Origin of the sequence: Bauldia litoralis (genome assembly GCF_900104485.1) — a bacterium.
GTDB classification, from domain to species: Bacteria; Pseudomonadota; Alphaproteobacteria; order Rhizobiales; family Kaistiaceae; genus Bauldia; species Bauldia litoralis.
This window is the reverse complement of record NZ_FMXQ01000005.1, coordinates 74,950-95,547: the sequence shown is the minus strand read 5'-3', so window position 1 is coordinate 95,547 and position 20,598 is coordinate 74,950. Positions and strand designations below refer to the sequence as shown.

Here is a 20,598-nt window from a genome sequence, read left to right as displayed (position 1 = left end):
CATCCCGCTGCACCTAGCCGCGCGTCCCGCGCCGATCAGCCACGACCTGGGACAACCTTCTGCACCTTGGCCAATCCCGTCTCGTGCTGGCAGGCTCATTGCACGGGACACACCGCTTCACACCATCAGGCGATATTAAATCAAACGATTGACTTCAATAATCATTCGTGTGAGTGAAATACGATCAAAGGATTCGACAGGGATGACATCGTCAGTGGAAAAAACGTCGCCGGGCGGTCGCGAAGCCGGAGAACCGCTGGAACAGACCGCAACAGGGTCGCGTCACTATCGCCGCGCCCGCCGCGATCGCGGTGCCGAGACCCGCGCCCGCCTCATCGCCGCCGCCCTCGATGTCTTCGGGCGCGAGGGATACGAGGGCGCGACCACCCGCCAGATCGCGCGCGAGGCCGATGCCAATCTCGCTGCCATCGTCTACCACTTCGGTGGCAAGGAAGAGCTGCACAACGCGGTCGCCGAATACATCGTCGAGCGCACAGGCAGTCTCGTCGGACCGGCAATGGCCGCCGCCGCCGCCCCCGAGGCCGCGGCCACCCCCGAAGCCGCCCGCGCCATGTTGCTCACGATGCTCGCGACCTATGTCGACGTGATCCTTGGCGACGACGAGGCGGAGCTTTGGGCCCGCTTCATCGTCCGGGAGCAATTGCAGCCGACCGGCGCCTTCGACGTCATCTACGGTTTCATGGGCGGCGCCCACGCGCTTTGCGCCCGGCTGGTCGCGACGATCCTTGGCCGCAACGAAGAAGACGAGGCGATCAAACTCCTGGTCTTCACCATGATGGGCCAGATCCTCGTCTTTCGGGTCGCGCAGGCGCTGGTCCTGCGCCGCATGGAGTGGTCGGCGGTCGGCGAGACGCAGCGCGCCGACATCAAGCGACAGGTCTTGCGCCAGGTCGCGGCGATCCTCGACAGTGAGGCGACGCCATGAGGACCCGGCCGGTTGTCCTTTGCGCCGCGGGGCTGCTGGCCGGCTGCTTCGGGTCGAACGACGAGTCCCTCCAGGGCTATGTCGAAGGCACCTATGTCTACGTCTCGCCCGAGACCCCCGGCCGGGTCGTCGAGCGCCCGGCGACGGCGGGTGCGATGATCGCCGAGGGCGACGTGCTGGCCCGTCTCGATTCGTCCGACGAGGAGGAGGCGATCGCCGGCGCTGAAGCACGCCTCGCCCAGGCCAGGGCGCAACTCGCCAACCTGCTCTCCGGCAAGCGGCCGGAGGAGATCAGCGTCATCGAGGCGGAACTCCGCGAGGCGCAAACTGCCTTCAAGCTCGCCGACGAGGATCATGCCCGCCAGGTTCAGCTTCGGGAGAAAGGGGTCGTCTCCAATACCGCCGTCGACGATGCCACGGCCCGGCGTGACACCGCGCTGGCCAAGCTCCAGGCCATCGAACGCCAGCTCGACGTTGCCCGGCTGCCGGCCCGCGCCGAGGAGATCGACGCGGCCGAGCGCAACGTGGCCGTCCTCGACTCGGCCTTGTCCCAGGCTCATATCGCCCTCGACCGCCGGACCCTGCTGGCGCCGGCCGATGGGTTCGTCGAGGAAACCTTCTTCGAGCCCGGGGAGCGGGTTGCCGCCGGCCAGCCGGTCGTCTCGCTGTTGCCCGAGGCCAACAAGAAGATCCGCTTTTTCCTGCCCGAACCGATGCTGGCCGGGGTAGAGCTCGGCGAAACCGTCGCCGTCGCCTGCGACAACTGCGAGGACGGTCTCACCGCCGAGATCACCTTCATCGCCACCGAGGCCGAGTTCACGCCGCCGGTCATCTACTCCAAGGACAACCGCGACAAGCTGGTCTTCCGGGTCGATGCCAGGCCGCTGGGCGAGGCCGCGCTCCTCAAGGTCGGCCAGCCCGTCGATGTCGCGCTCGTGCCCGGAGCCGGGTCGTGACCGGCGCGGCGATCATCGACATCGAGGGCCTGACCAAGGTCTTCAGCGGCAAGACGGTCGTCGATCAGGTCGACATGACCGTCGCGCGGGGCGAGATCGTCGGCTTCCTCGGCCCCAACGGCTCCGGCAAGACCACCACCATCCGGATGATCTGCGGGCTGCTGAAGCCCGATGCCGGCAGCGGCACCTGCCTCGGCTACGACATCACCAGCGAGGCCGACCGTATCAAGCTGGAGGTCGGTTACATGACCCAGCGCTTCTCCTTCTACGAGGACCTGACGATCCGGGAGAATCTCGACTTCGTCGCCCGGCTCTACGACCTGACGCCGCGCGCCGGGCATGTCGACCGGACGCTGGCGCAGCTCGGCCTGACCAACCGCCAGCACCAGCTCGCCGGCACACTGTCCGGCGGCTGGAAGCAGCGGCTGGCGCTCGCCGCCTGCGTCATGCACAAGCCGCAACTCCTGCTTCTCGACGAGCCGACCGCCGGCGTCGACCCCAAGGCGCGGCGCGAGTTCTGGGACGAGATCCACGACCTCGCCGACAGCGGCCTGACTGTGCTGGTTTCGACCCACTACATGGACGAGGCCGAGCGCTGCCATCGCATCGTCTACATCGCCTATGGCCGCGTCGTAGCCCGCGGCACGGTGCCGGAAGTCATCGCCGCCTCCGGCCTGCATACCTTCGTCGTCAGGGGAGGGGGCACCGCGACGCTTGCCCGCCGCCTGCGCGATCGTCCCGGCATCGAGCAGGTCGCCTCCTTCGGCAACGACCTGCATGTCGTCGGCACCGACCAGCAGTTGCTCGAACGCGCCGTCAACGAAGCGATCGCCGGCACCGGCGCCACCGCCGAGCCCGACGCCACCAGCCTCGAGGACGTCTTCATCCGCCTGATGGGCCAGACCGCCGACAATTTCGATGGCAGCGAGCCGGAGGCGAGGGCGTGAGGCCGGTGAGGCAAGGGGAGCGCCCTCGCCACCATCGCTTCGCACCGGTTCCTCCCCGATCGCGCCGCGCCCGCGCGCGGGGGAGCGTCGCAGTGTCGAGGTCATGGCTTGTCCTCCCCCGTTCACGGGGGAGGTGGGCCGCCCGAAGGGTGGTGGAGGGAGCGCCCCCCCGGGGCACAAGCCGCTGCGTCCTTCGAGGCTCCGCTGCGCGGAGCACCTCAGGATGGCGAGGTGGGTGGTTTCATGATGCCCGGATATCGGTGGTCGTCGCTCCCCCAAGCACCCCCCTCGCCATCCTGAGGTGCGAGGGCAAGGCCCGAGCCTCGAAGGACGCACACCCGGCTGGCGAAGCCCGCGAACCCCCGGCACTTGCGTCATGACCGCGCTCCCGGCCTCGACCGGCCGAAAGAAGCTCCGCGCGTTCTCCTGGACCCGCATCATGGCGGTGATGGTCAAGGAGACCATCCAGATGCGCCGCGACCGGCTGACCTTCGCCATGATCATCGGCGTGCCGATCCTCCAGCTCGTGCTCTTCGGCTACGCCATCAACACCGACCCGAAGCGCCTGCCGACCGCCGTCATCGTCGCCGACAACGGCCCGGCCGGCCGCGCCATCGTCACCGGCATGCAGCTCTCCGACTATTTCGAGGTCGATCCGCAGGCGACCGGCGAGGCGGCGGCGCGGGAGAAGCTGGCGCGCGGCGACATCAACTACATCGTCACGATCCCCGTCGACTTCCAGCGCAAGCTGGTCCGCGGCGAGCGCCCGCAATTGCTGGTCGAGGCCGACGCCACCGACCCCGCTGCCACCGCCAATGCCCTGGGCCAGCTCGACGAGATCGTCGGCAAGGCGCTGGCGGTCCAGACCACCGGGTCGCTCGCCTTCCTCGCCCCCGGCACCCTGCCGGTCGATGTCGTCGTCCACCGCCTCTACAATCCGGAAGGCATCACCGCCTACAACATCGTCCCCGGCCTGCTCGGCACCATCCTGACGATGACGACGATCCTGATGACCGCGCTGGCGCTGACCCGCGAGGTCGAGCGCGGCACGATCGAGAACCTGATGGCGATGCCGGCCCGGCCCTACGAGATCATGATCGGCAAGATCGTCCCCTATATCGGCTTTGGCTTCGTCCAGGTGGCGGTGATCCTGCTGGCCGCGGCGGTGCTTTTCGCCGTGCCGATGAAGGGGCCGATGTGGCTCTTGCTCGCCGTCACGCTGCTGTTCATCTCCGCGAATGTGACGCTCGGCTATACTTTCTCGACCATCGCCCGCAACCAGATGCAGGCGATGCAGATGACCTTCTTCTTCTTCCTGCCGTCGATCCTCCTTTCCGGCTTCATGTTCCCCTTCCGCGGCATGCCGGACTGGGCGCAGGTCCTCGGCCAGGGATTGCCGCTCACCCACTATCTGCGGGTGGTGCGCGGCGTCATGCTGAAGGGCGGCGGCCTGCCGGAAGTCGCCAACAACATCTGGCCGCTCTTTGTCTTCTGGGGGGTGGTCGCCGGCATCGCTCTGTTGCGCTATCGGCGGACGCTGGATTGAGCCGGCCGGCTTGAATTTGGCCGCGGGAGGCAGCAGTCTCCGTCCTCGCTCAGTGTCCAGGCTGCTGTTCGACTCCGGGGTTGCTCACGCCCATGCTCACGCGCCGCCATTTCCTCGCCGGAACCGCCTGCCTCGCCTCGGGCGCCGCGGTCGCTGGTGTCGCCCGCGGCACGGCCATGGGCAGTCCGCTGCCTGCCCCCGCCGATCCATCGGCGGGCAGCGTGGTGCGGCTCGACTTCACGGCAGCGGAGCGGCCAACGGCACTACCCTGTTTCGCCGGTCACCGGATGCCGATGTGGACGTTCTCCGACGGCGCCTGGCCGCCTGTCGCCCGCCTGTCGCTCGGCGATCGGCTCGACGTCTTGCTTGAGAATAGTCTGCCAGGCGAGACCGAGCACACCTCGATCCACTGGCATGGCATCCGCCTGCCTAACGACCAGGACGGTGTGCCCTATCTCGTCCAGCCGCCGGTCGAGCCGGGCCAGCGTTTCCGCTACAGCTTCGTGCCACCGGATACCGGCACCTTCTTCTTCCACACCCACTGCAACACCGCCGAGCAACTGGGGCGGGGCCTCGTCGGAATCCTGATCGTCGACGGTGACACGACCGAGCCCTACGCGGCCGACGAGACGGTTCTGCTGTGCGACTGGCCGATTGATCTCGACAACGGGACGTTCCGAAGCTTCAGCACGACGCGCGGTGCTAGCAAGGCCGGCACCTATGGCAACCTGCGCAGCGCCAACGGCGGCACGGATACGGAAATCAGGCTTCCGGCCTCCGCCGATTGCCGCCTGCGCCTGATCGACAGCGATCGCACCCGCGTCATGGAGATCGCGATCGAGGATGCCGATGCGGCCGTCATCGCGATAGACGGTATCGCGGTGCCGCCCTTCGCGCTCACGTCTTGGCTGCTGGCCCCGGCAAGCCGCCTCGACCTGGTGATACGTTCCCCCCGCGAAGGCGGCGTCGCCCGGTTAGTCGACCGCCGCGTCGATCCGGTCGTACCGCTGGCCCGCCTGGTCGGCGCGGGGCCGGCGGGGAGCGCGCAGGCCTTCGACCCCCGGCCGCTACGAGCCGGTCGGATCGCCGAGCCGGACCTCGCCTCGGCCGAACGCCTGACATTCTCCTTCGCTGCCGGCAAGGGCACGGCGCTGCCGGTGACCGACGATCCGGTCGAACGAATGCTCCTCGGCTCGCTCTGCCTTTCGACGGACGCGTTCTGGACGATCAACGGCGTCGAGTGGCCGGGGCGGGATCATGCCGTCATCCCGCCGCCGCTGGCCGTGTTGCGACTGGGCCGCTCCTATGTCCTGACGCTGGAGAATGCCAGCCAGATCATGCATCCGATCCATATCCACGGGCACAGCTTCAAGGTCTTGAGTTCCAACAAGCGCGACATTCCGGTCCATCATGCCGATACGGTGCTGCTCATGCCGGAGGAGACGGTGGAGGTCGCCTTCGTCGCCGACAACCCCGGCAAATGGATGTTCCATTGCCACGTCATCGAGCACCAGGAGACCGGAATGATGGGCTACGTCGAAGTCGCCTGACACACGCAAGGATTGTGTATCGGGCGCCCGTCACCGATCGAACGTCGCTTCCTTGGAACAGTTCTGAATGGTAGAAAATTGCTCCACTGATGATTGGGAGGCACCCATGTCACGGAGTAAGTCATCTTATCAGGCCTTCATTGCCGCAACGACCCTGCTGGTCGCGTCGTCGTTGCCGGGAACTGCGCAGGACGATGACGCGCTGGTCAAGCGCGGTGAGTATCTGATGAACGGCCCGGTGGCTTGCGGCAATTGCCACGATACCCGCGCCGAGGACATGTCACCCGTTCCCGGCAAGGAGTTCGCCGGAGGTTTCCGGATCGTCGACACGGGCATCGACGCTTACGCGGCCAACATCACGCAGGACGCGGAGACCGGGATCGGTACCTGGACCGACGAAGAGATCATCACGGCAATTCGCGAGGGGACGACGCCGGAAGGGGACATCATCTTCCCGCCGATGCCCGTACCCAGCTACAACATGATGTCGGACGACGATGTGAAGGCGATCGTCGCCTACCTGCGCACCGTCAAGGGGGTTCATAACGAGGTGCCGGAATCGACTTACGGATTTCCGCAGCAGCCTATGCCCCCCGCCAAGGGCGAGCCGGCGCCGGATCCGAGCGACCAGGTGGCCTATGGCGGCTATATCGTCAACGCCCTGTCCCATTGTTTCGAGTGCCACACCGGCCCGGACGCCAACGGTGTTCCCGATTTCGCGAACGCCCTCGGCGCCGGTGGCTTCATGATCCAGCTCGCGCCGGGAGCGGTGGTGTCGACGCCGAACATCACCTCAGATCCCGAGACCGGCCTCGGCAAGTGGAGCGACGAAGACATCAAGAAGGCGATCACCCAGGGTGTCCGGCCGGATGGCACGCATCTCTCGCCGCCGATGCCGTTCCCGTTCTTCGCCAACATGACGCCGGAGGACCTCGACGCGGTGGTCGCCTATGTCCGGACCATCCCGCCGATCGTCAACAAGGTGGAACGCACGGAATTCCAGAAGACCGCCTTCCCGTAAACAGGCGGCCGGTTTCGGTTTCGAGCCGTCCGGCGAATGCCGGACGGCTCTTTTTTATGGAGCGGTCAGCTTCGCGTCCGGCGGCGGCTGCGTCGTCAGGCCCAGCCCATCTCGCCTAATCCAGCGGATCATCAGGGGGATCGCCACCACGCCAAGGCCAGTCGCCAGGCCGATCCAGATGCCGGCGCCGGCCAGCGGCGTCCAGAAACCAAGCAGGATGCCGAGCGGCATGCCGATGCCCCAGTAGCCGATCGCCGCATAGATCATCGGCACCCGGGTATCGCCGAGCCCGCGCAGCATACCGGTGCCGATCGCCTGGCCCACGTCGAAGAACTGGAATAGCCCGGCATAGATCAGGAAGGTCACGGCAAGGCCGATCACCGTCTGGCTGGCCGGATCGCCGAGATCGAGGAAGATGCCGACCAGCGGCCGCCCGGCGAACAGCATCGCCGCCGCCGTCACGCAGGCGAAGCTCATTGCCAGCGCGAAGGCGGTCCAGCCGGCGCGGCGGATGCCCTCGCGGTCGCCGCGGCCATAGGCCCGGCCAACCCGCACCGTCGCCGCCATGCCGAGGCCGAGTGGCACCATGAAGGCCACAGACGGGAGCTGGATGGCGATGGCATGGGCGGCCAGCGAGTCGGCGCCGATCAGCCCCATCAGGAAGGCCGAGGCGTTGAAGATCGTCACCTCGAAGGCCAGCGTGAAGGCGATCGGCAGCCCGAGCTGCCACAGCACCCGGAACCGCGCCCAATCCGGCCGCCAGAAACGCCCGAAGAGCTGGAAGCGCTTGAAGCGCCGGTCGACCGAGACGACGAAGACGAGCCCGAAAAACAGGAAGAGATTGGCGATCGTCGTGCCGATCCCGGCCCCGGTCAGCCCGAGCGCCGGCAGGCCGAAGGCGCCGAACATCAGCGCATAGACCACCATCGCGTTGAGGATCACCGCCAGCCCGCCGACCCACATCGCCGCCTGCGGTCGCTCCAGCGCCGAGACGAAGTTGCGCAGCACGACATAGCCGAGGAAGGGCAGCAGCCCCCATTGCAGGGTGCGCAGGTAGCGCCCGCCCTCGGCCGCCAGCGCCGGCTCCTGGCCGAGCGCCAGCATGATCGCCTCGCCGTGCCACAGCACGAACCAGAAGGGGATCGAGATGGTGATCGCCGCCCACAGCCCCTGGCGGACGCTGCGCCGCACGTCGCGCACCGAATGCCGGTTGCGACCGAGCTCGATGGCGATCAGCGGCGCGGTCGCGGTGACCAGCCCGATGCCGAAGATCAGGAAGGCGAAATTGAGGTTGGTGGCCAGCGCCCCGGCGGCCAGCGCCTCCGGCCCGAGCCAGCCCATCATGATCACGTCGGTGAAGCCGAGCGCCACCTGCGCCACGTTGGTCAGCACCAACGGCCAGGCGAGCGCCACCATCGCGCGCGCTTCCATGGCCCACGCTCCCCGCGCGGCCGGTACTGGCCTGACAATGTCGGTCATGGTCGCGCTTGTAATCCGCCCGGCGCGCTCGCGCTACCGCCTAATTGGGGGGCTGCTTGCAATTGCCCGAAAGGGGCTCCGAAAACGCCAGGACGATCTCTGCGAGGATAACGCCGGCCTCGTGTGGGGTTGGGCGAATCCAAAGCCTTTGACCGGAGCCGTGGCCAGCGTCTACGCTCCCTTCGGGACTAGGGGGGAGTTGGATGCATCGCGTCTGTGGCTGGATGGCGGCTGCGGCGGCCATGGGGCTTGCGGCCGGGGTTTCTCCGGCCGGGGCCGGCGGATTTTTCGTCCGCGAGCAGTCCACCGCGGCGATGGGCAGCGCCTTTGCCGGCGCGTCGGCCGCCGGCCGCGACGCCTCCTCCATGTTCTACAACCCGGCGACGATCGCCGACCTCACCGGGACGGTCGTCACCGTCGACGGCCGGATGTTCTTCCCCGACGTCTCGATCCACGCCAGCGAGGCAACGGCGCCGTCCGGGGCCGATCTGATGTCCCTTGGCGATTCGGGCAGCCTGGCCGCCGACGCTGTCGCGCCGGCGATCTATGTCTCCCATCAGGTCAGCGACAGGACCACCATCGCCATGGGCTTCAGCGCCCCCTTCGCGGTGAAGATCGAAAGCCGGCCGCACTGGGCGGGCGAGTTCCAGCTCCTCCAGACCTCGATGGTCACCTGGAGCCTGACGCCGACCATCGCCCACCGGGTCGGCGACCGCTTCGCCTTCGCCTTCGGCCTCAATATCCAGGGCATGGACGTCGACAACCAGCGCATGGAGGTCGTCCCCTTCACCACCGATCGCGGGTTTCTCACCGGCAGCGACGTCGCCCTCGGCTGGACCGCCGGCCTGACCTGGGACCCGCTGCCCGGCACCCGGGTCGGGCTTGGCTACCGGTCGGAGGTCGCGCACGGTATTCGCGGCGCGGTCGGGATAGGAACCTCGGGCCTGGCGATCCCGGTCAATTTCGACCTCAGCACGCCCGCCGTCGTCAGCGCCGGCCTGGAGCAGGACCTGACCGACCGCCTGACCCTGCTCGGCGAGGTCCAGTGGAGCGACTGGAGCGTCTTCGACGGCTTCCATATCCGCTTCGACGAGGTCTTCCCCGATGTCGTCCGCGCCCAGGAATGGAAGGACACCTGGTTCGTCTCGGCCGGCGGTCGCTACCAGGCCACCGACCGGACAAGTCTGAGTGTCGGTCTCGGTTTCGAGAACGCGGTCGCCTCGGGCGCTGCCAACACGGTGAGCCCCGACGGCGATCGCACCATCCTCGGACTCGGGCTGACGCATCGGTTCGACAGTGGCATGACGCTCTCGGCCTCCTACGGCCACGTCTGGTTCTCCGACGCGACGATTGATGTCGCCGATCTCCAGGGCACGCTGAAGGCAACGATGAAGAACGACCTCGACATCGTCGGGGTCAGCCTGACCGGCCGCTGGTGATCCGGGGCGCTGTCGTAAACCAATTGTCCCCCCGCGCGCCGCCTTTCTCAGTCCCCACGGCGGCTTTCATTCAGCTGAACTGCTTGCGCTGAATAGTTCGCCGTCAGCCGGCGCCAGCCGACCCGGTTTGTTTTTTCAGCAGCCGTCATTTATCTTTTGTTAACCAATGTGGGAGGGGTATCCGATGGTAAAGTTTGTTGCAAAGGGCAAGATCAAGTCCGGAACGCTGAAGGACATCGCCGTTATCACGGCGCCGGAAGAAATATCCAAGACAAAGCCCGATGGGTTCGAGGCGAGCAAAGGCAAGATCAAGGTCGACGTTTCGGGCAGCGGGTTCAAATATGTCGAGGCGTTCGGACTGAAGGTCCCGACGACTGGAACGATTGAGGCGCTGGACGCCTATCTCAAGGGCGATCTTGTCTACAAGATCACGGGATTGAGCCTGACCATCGCCGAGGCGATGACCTTCACCAGCGTCGACGAAGCGCTTCAGTCCATCTTCTCCGGCGATGATCTGATCAAGGGATCGCAGAAGAACGACACGCTTCGCGGTTACGACGGCAACGATACTCTGAAAGGCCGCAAGGGCAATGACAAGCTCGACGGCGGCGAGGGTGACAACATCCTCAACGGCGGCAAGGGCAAGGACCAGTATATCTTCAAGTCGGGTCCCGAAACCGGCGTGAGCACGATCACCAAGTTGCAGGCGGGCGAGAAGATCAAGGTCGACAACGCCGTCTTCGACGACATCGGCTCGAAGGGAAAGCTCGACGCTGCCCTGTTCCACGAAGGACCGTCCGCAACAACTGCGGCGCAGCGCTTCGTCTACGATAAGGATTCCGGCAAGCTCTACTACGATTCCGACGGCAATGGCGGTGCCGCGCAGGTGCAGTTCGCGCAGCTCAAGGCCGGCACCAACCTCGATGCCGGCGATCTCTTCGTAGCCTGAGCCGCGTCAATCTAGGCAGGCATGGACGCGCGGTGCCGGGGTCTCCCGGCGCCGCCGTTACTCTTCCTCGTCTTCGAGGAGCAGGTCGCGGATCATCTCGAAGCTGCCATGGACCGCGACGACGCTGGTCCGCTCGAACAGCCCGGCCTTCACATAGGGGTCCTCGGCGAGATAGGCCTCGACCGCCGCCCGGTTCGGCGCCTCCAGCACCAGCAGCGAGCCATTCATCGTCTCGCCGTCATCCTCGGTCAGCGGCACGCCGATGATCTTGCGCGCCGGCAGGTCGTAGCGGTCGCCATAGGCGCGATGCGCCGGCCGGTTCTGCATGCGGGTTTCGAGCGATCCCGGCTTGTCGGTGGCGAAGACGGCGAAGAACATGGGTGGTCTCTCCAGAAACGGTCAGCGTTGCCGGCACGACAGAGCCGGCCCACCGAAACGGCTCCAGCGTACCTCGCTGTCGTCGCGCAGGACGAGACGGGCCGGACCGGCGGTGTAGCGCGGGATAGGCCCGTTCGGGTCCCAGCGCAAGGTCAGCGGCGGCGCGCCGGCCTGGGCAAGCGTCGCGATCTGCTGCGGCCCGTTATAGGTCACGGCAAAGGCCGATCCGTCGGCGCAGTAATAATTGGCGACGATTCCCGGCCCGACCGCAGGGCCCGGCCGCGGCGGCTGCGGCGCGGCCACCGGCACGTCGCTGCACATGGCAAGGAATTCGCGGGCCGGTCCGGCGCTGCCCTGGAGCGACAGCACGAAGGGCGAGGGCCCGGCCGCGACATTCAGCGCCTTCTCGCGGACGATCGCGTCCCACAATTCGTCCTTCGCCGATACCTCGACCTGCGGCAGGGAGGCTCCGGCCAGTTCGTCGAAGGGCGAGCCGACGCCGGCATAGGTGCGGGCGAAGCCACCGCCGGAGATGCTGATCGGCACCGGGCTGCCTGGCGTCAGGCCGGGGACACCGGCGTCGAGCAGGGTGATCAGGATACGTCCCGAGCGCGGCGTGCACACCGCGCCGAAATCGCTGGCGTCGGTCTCCGGAATGCCGTGGCCGAGCGAGGCGCCGTTCTCGAAGGTCGAGAAGATCCACACCATCTCTTCCGTCGGCGCCAATGGCGGCAACGCGGCCACCGGCGGGGCCGGCGGCGTCTCGGCCCCGGTGGCGACCATGATCGACCAGTCGTTGAGGCAGATATTGGTCTGTCGGGTGACCTGCTTGCCGTTCGAGAAGATCACGCCAAGCTCGCGGTCGCAGGCGATCCCCTCGTCGGTCCCGGTGATCTCGAACTGCACCGCGCCACCCTTGCGGCCGATGATGTTGACCGGCTTGCCGTCGAGCCGCACCGCGATGATCGTCAGCGCCGGATCGTCGACCGCCACGGATACCACCTGGGACAGCGATGCGCCGTCGATCGGGGCGACGATCTCCTCGCTGCCGCCGGGAGCGGCCGGAACTTCGGGAACCACGGGCACGGCCGGAACTTCCGGCGCCGTCGGTGTTTCGACGACCTTCGCCGGCTGGACCTTGACCGTCACTTCCCAGTTGAGCTCACACATGTCCGACACCAGGTCGATGCGCTCGCCCGTCGAGGTAACGAACTCGATGCGGTTGGCGCAGCCGACCGGCGTGCTCGGGCTGTCGATGCGGAAGAGGGTCGAGTCTTCGCCGCGCCCGACGATGTCCAGCTCGTCGCCATTGCGGAAGGCCTGCTCGATTGTCACCCCGTCCTGGTTGCTGTGCGCGGTGAAGATCCGGCTGTCGGCGAGCGCCGGCGAGGCGGTCGCGGCAATCGTCAGGGCGGCGAGCGAGGCAAGAAGGCTGGTGCGATGCGTCATGAGTGGACCCGTTTGTCTGGCGCGCCCTTTTTCCAGAGCGCGGAAGCCGTGTCGAGGCTGGCAATGCAAGGCGGCAGCTTCGTGGCGGCCACCTGAACGTCGCCTGAACGATCCCCGCCCGGCCGCGGTGATCGGCTTCAGCTCCGGATTCGGAACCGGTTCTCATCGAGTCCCGGGACATCGACCGGCAGGGCAAACAGCCCGCCGGCGAAGCGCAGGTCGTCGCGCGACCCGCCGGTCGCCGTGGTGATGTAGAGGGTCTTCAGATCCGGCCCGCCGAAGGCGCAGGTGGTGACATTGTCGACCGGCATCTCGATGACGCGGTCGACATCACCGGCCGGGCTGACCCGGACGATGCATCCCCCGCCGTAGCGGGCGTTCCACAGGTAGCCCGCGCTGTCGACGGCCGAGCCGTCCGGCGCGCCCCGCTCGAAGCCGCCGAAGAAGGGCCGCTCGTTGGCGATCGCCCCCGTCGTGGCGTCATAGTCCCAGGCCGAGATCGTCCCGGCCAGCGTGTCGCCGGTATAGAAGAGCGTGCCGTCCGGGCTCCAGCAGAAGGTGTTGCTGATGCCGATGCCGGTCTTGACGACGGTGACGGTGCCGTCGGAGGCGATGCGAAAAAGCCGCCCGGCCGCCTCGTCGTCGATCGGCATGCCCTTGCCGGTCGCGCCGACATTGTTCTGCATCGAGCCCGCCCAGAAGTTGCCGGCCGGGTCGGCCCGCCCGTCATTCAGCCGCGCCCGCGGCCAATTGTCCTCGGGAAGGGCAAGGTCGGCCCGGGCGTCATTGCCCGGCTGCCACAGGATGAGGCTGCCGCCGAGCGCCACCAGCAGCGTGTCGGGGCGGTCGGTCAGCGCCAGCGCGGTCGGCGGGCGGTCAAAGAACCATGTTCGGGTGGATTTCTGCCCGGAATCGTAGCGATGGACCAGAAAACGGCTGATATCGACCCAATAAAGGGCCTTTTCGCCCGCATGCCAGACCGCGCCTTCGCCGGTCCAGTCGCCTGCCGGCACCAGACATTCCACATCTGCCATGTCGCTTTGCCTACCCTGCCTTGTTTTTTAGCGGCAGGACCCCTGCCAAAATTGTGCAGGGCAGTGTAGACCGCAACCGCCGGAACCGGAAAGACGCCAGAGGAGCGATCTCGACCATGACCAGCCGTATCATTGCCGTGGACCCGTTTGACCTCGTCGTCTTCGGCGGGTCGGGCGATTTGGCCTATCGCAAGCTCTTGCCCGCCCTGTTCCAGCGGCATAGCGACGGCCAGATTCCGCCGACCGGCCGGATCATCGGCATCTCGCGCCGCCCGCTGAGCGACGACGAGTATCGCGCCGCCACCCGCAAGGCGCTGGAGGAGCATGTCCCGGCCGACGAGCGGCAGCCCGAGGCGGTCGAGAGCTTCCTCCAGCGGATCCATTTCGTCACCGTCGACGCCATGGGCGATGCCGGCTGGGACCAGCTCGCCGCCGTGCTGGAGGAGGGCAAGGACCGCATCCGCGCCTTCTATCTCGCGGTGGGGCCGGAACTGTTCGGCACGATCTGCAAGCGCCTCGGCCAGGAAGGCCTGGTCACGCCGGAGACCCGGGTCATCATCGAGAAGCCGATCGGCCATGACCTCGCCTCCGCCTGCGCGGTCAACGATGCGGTCGGCTCGGTCTTCGACGAGAGCCAGATCTACCGGATCGACCACTATCTCGGAAAGGAGACCGTCCAGAACCTGATGGCGCTCCGCTTCGGCAACACGCTGTTCGAGCCGCTGTGGAACAATGCCAGCATCGAGCATGTCCAGATCCTCGTCGCCGAGACCCTCGGTGTCGAAGGCCGTGGCGGCTACTACGATACCTCCGGCGCGCTGCGCGACATGGTCCAGAACCACATCCTGCAGCTCCTCTGCCTCGTCGCCATGGAGCCGCCGGCCCATATGGACGCCGATTCGGTTCGCGACGAGAAGCTCAAGGTCCTGCGCAGCCTTGTCCCGATCACCGAGACCAACGCCGCGTCCACCACCGTGCGCGGCCAGTACCGCGCCGGTGCCGGGCCGGGCGGCTCCGTGCCCGGCTATACCAGCGAGGTCGAGAACCAGGATACCAAGACCGAGACCTTCGTCGCCATCAAGGCCGAGATCGGCAACTGGCGCTGGGCCGGGGTTCCCTTCTATCTCAGGACCGGCAAGCGGCTGGCGGCGCGGATGTCGGAGATCATCGTCTCTTTCCGGCCGATTCCCCATTCGATCTTCGACCAGGGCGCCGGCGCGCTGCAGCAGAACAAGCTGGTGATCCGCCTGCAGCCGGACGAGGGCGTCCGCCTGTGGCTGATGATCAAGGATCCCGGCCCAGGCGGCATGCGGCTGCGTTACGTGCCGCTCGACATGAGCTTCGCCCAGGCCTTCAAGGTGCGCAGCCCGGATGCCTATGAGCGGCTGATCCTCGACGTCATTCGTGGCAACCAGACCCTGTTCATGCGTCGCGACGAGGTCGAGGCGGCCTGGCGCTGGATCGATCCGATCGCCGAGGCGTGGGATCATTCGAGCGAGCGGCCCAAGGGCTATACCGCTGGAACCTGGGGGCCGTCGGCCTCGGTGGCGTTGATCGAGCGCGAGGGCCACACCTGGCACGACGAGGCCGAGTAGGTCAGGGCAGGAGCCGCCGGATGATCGCCGGCGTCGCGAAGCCGATGCCGAGCGCGACGAGGGCGAAGACCGCCAGCATCAGGGCGACGATGGCGCGATCGTCGTCGCTCGGATAGTTGCCGACCCCGAAGAAGGCGATGCCGATCGCAGCGACGACCAGCGCCACCGCCATGATCCGCGAAACGGTCGGTACGCCGAGCGCCAGGAAGCGGATCATGTGCTCTGCGGCGCTTTCAGGTTTCTTCGCCAAGCAGGACCCCCATGCCGATGATGTGTGTTCGGCCGAGAATAGAACATAAATCGGTGCCGCGAAATTCAGCACTGCCGACTATGGAGATCGGTGGCGCCGAGCATATCTTTACCAGCGAGCCGCGATTGCGAAATCCCGTCGCCTCGCGCCAGGAGGCCATGACATGACGCTTCACGCCCGAATCGGAGAAGTGACCGAACGCATTGCCAGGCGGAGCGAATCCAGCCGCGGCCAGTATCTCGAGAGGATAGCCATTGCCGGCGAGCGCAAGCCGAACCGGACCAAGCTGTCCTGCTCGAACCTCGCCCATGGCTTTGCCGCCTGCGGCCCGGGCGACAAGGCGGCGCTGCGTGGCGAGACGGCGCCGAATATCGGCATCATCACCGCCTATAACGACATGCTGTCAGCCCACCAGCCCTACCAGCGCTATCCCGACCTGATCAAGGAAGCGGCGCGCGCGGCCGGCGGCGTCGCCGAGGTCGCTGGCGGCGTCCCGGCCATGTGCGACGGCGTCACCCAGGGCCAGGGCGGCATGGAGCTGTCGCTCTTCTCCCGCGATACCATTGCCATGGCGGCCGGCATCGGCCTGTCGCACGACATGTTCGACGCGGCGGTCTATCTCGGCATCTGCGACAAGATCGTCCCGGGCCTCTTGATCGCGGCGCTGACCTTCGGCCACCTGCCGGCGGTCTTCATCCCGGCCGGGCCGATGCCCTCCGGCATGCCCAATCCGGCCCGCTCCAAGGCGCGCCAGCTCTATGCGGAGCGCAAGATCTCCTGGGATGAGCTCCTCGACGTCGAGGCGAAGTCCTATCACGCGCCGGGCACCTGCACCTTCTACGGCACCGCCAACTCCAACCAGATGCTGATGGAGATCATGGGCCTGCATATTCCGGGCGCCAGCTTCGTCAATCCCGACACGCCGCTGCGCGATGCGCTGACCCGCGCCGCCACCAGCCGCGCCCTGGCGATCACCGCCCAGGGCAACGAATACACGCCGGTCGGCGCCGTCATCGACGAACGCGCCATCGTCAACGGCGTCGTCGGCCTTCATGCCACCGGCGGCTCGACCAACCACACCCTCCATCTCGTCGCCGCCGCCAAGGCCGCCGGCATCCGGCTGACATGGGATGACTTTGCCGATCTGTCGGAGGTCGTGCCGCTGCTCGCCCGCGTCTATCCGAACGGCAAGGCCGACGTGAACGACTTCCACAATGCCGGCGGCATGCAATACCTGATGCGCGAACTGCTCGGCGAAGGCCTGCTGCACGAGGACGTGCGCACGGCCTGGGGCAGCGGCCTCAGCGGTTATCTGAAGACGCCGACGCTTGGCGAGGATGGCGGCATCGTCTGGAACGAGGGCCGCACCACCAGTGGCGACGAGACGGTGCTGCGCCCGGTCTCCGATCCCTTCTCGCCGGAGGGCGGCCTGGCCCTGCTCGATGGCAATCTCGGCCGCGCCGTCATCAAGGTTTCGGCGGTCCAGCCGGAGCATCAGGTTGTCGAGGCGCCGGCGCTGATCTTCCATTCGCAGGAGGAGCTCAGCGACGCCTTCCGCGCCGGCCAGCTCGAGCGCGACTTCGTCGCCGTCATCCGCTTCCAGGGGCCCAAGGCCAACGGCATGCCGGAGCTTCACAAGCTGACCCCGACCCTCGGCGTGCTGCAGGACCGCGGCTACAAGGTGGCGCTGCTCACCGACGGCCGCATGTCAGGCGCCAGCGGCAAGGTGCCGGCGGCGATCCATGTCACGCCGGAAGCCGCCGATGGCGGCCCGATCGCCAAGCTCCACGACGGCGACATCGTCCGCGTCGACCCGCCGCGCGGCCGTCTGCATGTCTTTGTCGATCAGGCGGAGTTCAACGCCCGCGAGGCCGCCGTCGCCGATCTTTCCGGCAACGAATTCGGCCTCGGCCGCGAGATGTTCCGCATGTTCCGCGCCAACGCCCAGCCGGCGGAGATGGGGGCAGGGGTGCTCTAGGCGGGCATCCGCAGAGACATCCTCAGCCCCGCTTGCGCGCCCAGGGCCGCGTTCCGGCCGGCACTTCCTTCGGGCCCAGCGCCGGCTGGAGGTAGTTGGTCACCTCCGGCCATTCGCCGTTCTCCAGCGCCTTGATCAGGATCGGATCTTCCGTCTGGAAGGCGTCGATGCCGACGCGGGTCATCAGCGGTACCTGGTCGATGAAGTAGTCGCCGACGGCGCGGATCTCGCCCGCATAGCCGTCGCGGTCGCGCAGGAGCCGGGCAATCGAGAAGGCCCGCCCGTCGGCGAATTTCGGCACGCTGACGGCGATCGCGGCGAAGTGCGGCAGGTCGGCGACGATGTCGCGCCAGTCGCTGTCCGGCGCCAGCAGCAGGCCAAGCGGCGCGTTACGGGCGCTCAGCGTCTCGCGCTCCGCCCGCCATCGCGCAAGGCTGACGAAGGTCGGCGCGCCGTCCGGGATCGGCGCTTCGTCCTCGACGGTCCGCCAGTCATTGGCGACGAATTCCCCGTTCTTCCAAAGCGGCATGTCTTGTTCTGTCTCGTTCAAAGCCGGTTCCAACATTTGCACGTCCGTTCTGCCCCCACCACTGTCGTCCTCCGATTGCCCGGAGCATCGAGCGGTCCTCAAATCCCGCTGCCGTCCGTCTCGAACAGCGGCTCGTGGATGCCGCATTCGGTCTTGTCGAGCCCGCGCCAGCGGCCGGAGCGCTGGTCCTCGTCACCGGTCACCCGGCTGGTGCAGGGCACGCAGCCGATCGATGGATAGCCCTTGGCGACCAGCGGATGTTCCGGCAACTGGTGCTTGGTCGCATAGGCCTTCAGTGCCTCGGCCGACCATGCCGCCAGCGGGTTGATCTTGATCCGCGATCCCTCCGCCTCGAACAGCGGCAGCGCGGCGCGCTGCGAATTCTGGAAGCGCTTGCGGCCGGTGAACCACGCGTCGAAATCCTTGACCGCCCGCTTCAGCGGTTCGGTCTTGCGGATGTGGCAGCAAAGGTCCGGATTGGTCATCCACAATGCCCGGTGCGGGTCGTCGCCGGCCAGCCGCTCCCGGTCCGGCGTCACCGTGCGGACGTCCTCGAGCTTCAGCGCCTCGGCCAGCTTGGTCCGGTATTCCAGCGTCTCGGCGAACAGTCGCCCGGTATCGAGGAAGATCACCGGAACCGTGCGGTCGATCTCGGCGACGACATGGAGAAGCACCGAGGATTCCGCGCCGAAGCTGGAGACCAGCGCCACCTTGCCGGGAAACAGCTCGCCAACGGCGAGCTCGACCGCCGCATGGGCGTCGAGCTCCCCGTAGCGCGCGTTCAGCGCAGCCGCTTCGGCCCGGACCCCGTTGTCCGGATCAATCGCAAGGGCAATGGCGTCATGTCGCGCCATAGAGCGCTTCCTTGAAGGGCGCCTGACCGAGGCGGCGGTAGGCCGCGAGGAAATCTTCATCGGCGTTGGCGCGATGGGCGAGGTAGGTGTCGACGACGGTCTCGACGGCGTCGATCACCTCGTCGCTGGAAAAGCCCTTGCCGATGATCTCGCCGATCGAGGTCGTCTCGTCGCCGGAGCCGCCAAGCGTCAGCTGGTAGAATTCCTCGCCCTTCTTCTCGACGCCGAGAATGCCGATGTGGCCGACATGGTGATGGCCACAGGCGTTGATGCAGCCCGAGATCTTGATCTTCAGGTCGCCGATCTCGTTCTGCCGCGCCTGGCTTCCGAAGCGTTCGGAGATCCGCTGGGCGATCGGGATCGAGCGGGCATTGGCCAGCGCGCAATAGTCGAGGCCGGGGCAGGCGATGATGTCGGTCACCAGCCCGGCATTGGCGGTGCCGAGCCCGGCCCGCTCCAGCGCCTCATACACCGCCGGCAGGTCGTCCAGCGCCAGGTGCGGCAGCACCAGGTTCTGCTCGTGGCTGACCCGGATCTCGCCGTGGCTGTAGCGTTCGGCGAGGTCGGCGACCAGTTCCATCTGCTCGGCCGTCGCGTCGCCGGGCGTCCCACCGATCGGCTTCAGCGAGATCGTCGCGATGGCGTGACCGCTGATCTTGTGCGGCACGACGTTCTGGTCGATCCACTGGTTCAGGCCGGCATTGGTCACCCGGGCGCGGTTGAGCACGACGCTCTCCGCCGGCCGCGGCGTCAGGTCCGCCGGCAGCGCGAAATAGGCCTGGATGCGCTCGATTTCCGAATCCGGCAGCGCCAGCGCCGAGTGGCGGATGCGCTCCCACTCGGCGTCGACCTGGCGCTTGATTTCCTCCGCGCCGGTCTCGTGGACGAGGATCTTGATCCGCGCCTTGTACTTGTTGTCGCGCCGTCCGAAGAGATTGTAGACCCGCAGGATCGCCTCGCAGTAGGAGAGGATGTCCTCCTCCGGCAGGAAGTCATGGATCTTGTGGGCGATCATCGGCGTCCGGCCGAGCCCGCCGCCGACATAGACGGCGAAGCCGATGCGTCCGCTCTCGTCGCGCTTGGCGTGAAGGCCGATGTCATGGACCTGGATCGCGGCGCGGTCGCGTTCTGCCCCCGTCACCGCGATCTTGAACTTGCGCGGCAGGAAGACGAATTCCGGATGCAGCGACGACCATTGGCGCAGGATCTCCGCGTAGGGCCGGGGATCGACCGCCTCGTCGGCGGCCGCGCCGGCAAACTGGTCGGCGGTGACGTTGCGGATGCAGTTGCCGGAGGTCTGGATCGCGTGCATCTCGACGCTGGCCAGGTGCTCGAGGATATCCGGCACATCCTTCAGCGCCGGCCAGTGGAACTGCAGGTTCTGCCGGGTGGTGAAATGGCCGTAGCCGCGATCGTATTTGCGGGCGATGAAGGCCAGCATCCGCACCTGCTCGGCATTCAGCGTCCCATAGGGCACCGCGATCCGCAGCATGTAGGCATGAAGCTGCAGGTAGACGCCGTTCATCAGCCGGAGCGGCTTGAACTGGTCCTCGGTCAATTCCCCCGAAAGACGCCGCTCCACCTGGCCGCGAAACTGCGCGACGCGCTCGGTGACGAACTCCTGATCGAACTCATCGTAGCGGTACATTCTCTTCGTTCCCTGTCGCGCCTTGCGGCGCTCCTCGCCTCTTACCGTTC

The 20,598-nt window shown here is 67.0% G+C and carries 18 protein-coding genes; 10 read left to right on the top strand and 8 right to left on the bottom strand.

The annotated features are described in order from the left end of the window. Positions 1-214: 214 nt before the first annotated feature. From BLT60_RS12905 to BLT60_RS12880, 6 genes are all read left to right on the top strand, one after another. Positions 215-946, top strand: coding sequence for a CerR family C-terminal domain-containing protein (locus BLT60_RS12905; RefSeq protein WP_175478422.1), 732 nt, complete (start codon positions 215-217; stop codon positions 944-946). Beyond that, on the top strand, positions 943-1,902 hold the full coding sequence (locus BLT60_RS12900; protein ID WP_090876877.1) for an HlyD family secretion protein: 960 nt from the start codon (positions 943-945) through the stop codon (positions 1,900-1,902). Before BLT60_RS12905 ends, BLT60_RS12900 begins: the two co-directional genes overlap by 4 nt. Then, positions 1,899-2,849 carry an ABC transporter ATP-binding protein gene (locus tag BLT60_RS12895; protein ID WP_244521248.1) on the top strand — a complete coding sequence of 317 codons (951 nt, stop codon included), beginning with the start codon at positions 1,899-1,901 and terminating at the stop codon, positions 2,847-2,849. The genes BLT60_RS12900 and BLT60_RS12895 overlap by 4 nt, the downstream gene beginning before the upstream one ends. A 376-nt stretch (positions 2,850-3,225) precedes the next feature. Further along, a complete protein-coding gene (locus BLT60_RS12890) occupies positions 3,226-4,395 on the top strand; it encodes an ABC transporter permease (RefSeq protein WP_210185611.1) in 1,170 nt (389 codons plus the stop codon). A gap of 92 nt (positions 4,396-4,487) precedes the next feature. Further along, positions 4,488-5,945, top strand: a complete 1,458-nt coding sequence (locus BLT60_RS12885) for a multicopper oxidase family protein (protein WP_090876876.1) — start codon at positions 4,488-4,490, stop codon at positions 5,943-5,945. Positions 5,946-6,051: 106 nt separating this feature from the next. Next, the gene (locus BLT60_RS12880) at positions 6,052-6,966 is read left to right on the top strand and encodes a c-type cytochrome (protein ID WP_090876875.1); all 915 of its coding nucleotides are present in this window, start codon (positions 6,052-6,054) and stop codon (positions 6,964-6,966) included. 54 nt (positions 6,967-7,020) lie between these two features. Here BLT60_RS12880 and BLT60_RS12875 read toward each other — a convergent pair whose 3' ends face one another. After that, positions 7,021-8,445 (bottom strand): MATE family efflux transporter, encoded by a 1,425-nt coding sequence (locus tag BLT60_RS12875; protein ID WP_425285004.1) that lies wholly within the window; start codon positions 8,443-8,445, stop codon positions 7,021-7,023. 203 nt (positions 8,446-8,648) lie between these two features. Between BLT60_RS12875 and BLT60_RS12870 the strand changes: the two genes are divergently transcribed. Then, a complete protein-coding gene (locus BLT60_RS12870; RefSeq protein ID WP_090876874.1) occupies positions 8,649-9,884 on the top strand; it encodes an OmpP1/FadL family transporter in 1,236 nt (411 codons plus the stop codon). Between the two features lie 184 nt (positions 9,885-10,068). After that, a complete protein-coding gene (locus BLT60_RS12865) occupies positions 10,069-10,833 on the top strand; it encodes a calcium-binding protein (protein WP_090876873.1) in 765 nt (254 codons plus the stop codon). Between the two features lie 57 nt (positions 10,834-10,890). On the opposite strand, the gene BLT60_RS12860 is transcribed toward BLT60_RS12865, so the two are convergent. The 3 genes from BLT60_RS12860 to BLT60_RS12850 all read right to left on the bottom strand — a co-directional run bounded on the left by BLT60_RS12860 (position 10,891) and on the right by BLT60_RS12850 (position 13,694). Beyond that, positions 10,891-11,211, bottom strand: a complete 321-nt coding sequence (locus tag BLT60_RS12860; RefSeq protein WP_090876872.1) for a YciI family protein — start codon at positions 11,209-11,211, stop codon at positions 10,891-10,893. 21 nt (positions 11,212-11,232) lie between these two features. Next, positions 11,233-12,660 (bottom strand): hypothetical protein, encoded by a 1,428-nt coding sequence (locus BLT60_RS12855; protein ID WP_090876871.1) that lies wholly within the window; start codon positions 12,658-12,660, stop codon positions 11,233-11,235. Between the two features lie 137 nt (positions 12,661-12,797). Beyond that, positions 12,798-13,694, bottom strand: coding sequence for an SMP-30/gluconolactonase/LRE family protein (locus BLT60_RS12850; RefSeq protein WP_090876870.1), 897 nt, complete (start codon positions 13,692-13,694; stop codon positions 12,798-12,800). A gap of 116 nt (positions 13,695-13,810) precedes the next feature. Between BLT60_RS12850 and zwf the strand changes: the two genes are divergently transcribed. Beyond that, positions 13,811-15,289 carry a glucose-6-phosphate dehydrogenase gene (zwf, locus tag BLT60_RS12845; protein WP_090876869.1) on the top strand — a complete coding sequence of 493 codons (1,479 nt, stop codon included), beginning with the start codon at positions 13,811-13,813 and terminating at the stop codon, positions 15,287-15,289. A 1-nt stretch (position 15,290) separates the two neighbouring features. Here zwf and BLT60_RS12840 read toward each other — a convergent pair whose 3' ends face one another. Beyond that, positions 15,291-15,539, bottom strand: coding sequence for a hypothetical protein (locus BLT60_RS12840; protein ID WP_139167827.1), 249 nt, complete (start codon positions 15,537-15,539; stop codon positions 15,291-15,293). Between the two features lie 163 nt (positions 15,540-15,702). Here BLT60_RS12840 and edd point away from each other — a divergent pair, with 163 nt between their 5' ends. Next, positions 15,703-17,517: a phosphogluconate dehydratase gene (gene edd, locus BLT60_RS12835; protein ID WP_090876867.1), complete on the top strand. Its 1,815-nt coding sequence runs from the start codon at positions 15,703-15,705 to the stop codon at positions 17,515-17,517. A 22-nt stretch (positions 17,518-17,539) separates the two neighbouring features. Here edd and BLT60_RS12830 read toward each other — a convergent pair whose 3' ends face one another. The 3 genes from BLT60_RS12830 to BLT60_RS12820 form a co-directional block, all read right to left on the bottom strand. Continuing rightward, positions 17,540-18,046 carry a DUF934 domain-containing protein gene (locus BLT60_RS12830; protein WP_175478421.1) on the bottom strand — a complete coding sequence of 169 codons (507 nt, stop codon included), beginning with the start codon at positions 18,044-18,046 and terminating at the stop codon, positions 17,540-17,542. A 98-nt stretch (positions 18,047-18,144) separates the two neighbouring features. After that, entirely contained in the window at positions 18,145-18,900 is a 756-nt protein-coding gene (locus tag BLT60_RS12825; RefSeq protein WP_090876865.1) for a phosphoadenylyl-sulfate reductase, read from the bottom strand. Then, positions 18,887-20,548, bottom strand: a complete 1,662-nt coding sequence (locus BLT60_RS12820) for a nitrite/sulfite reductase (protein ID WP_090876864.1) — start codon at positions 20,546-20,548, stop codon at positions 18,887-18,889. Before BLT60_RS12820 ends, BLT60_RS12825 begins: the two co-directional genes overlap by 14 nt. Positions 20,549-20,598 lie beyond the last annotated feature (50 nt).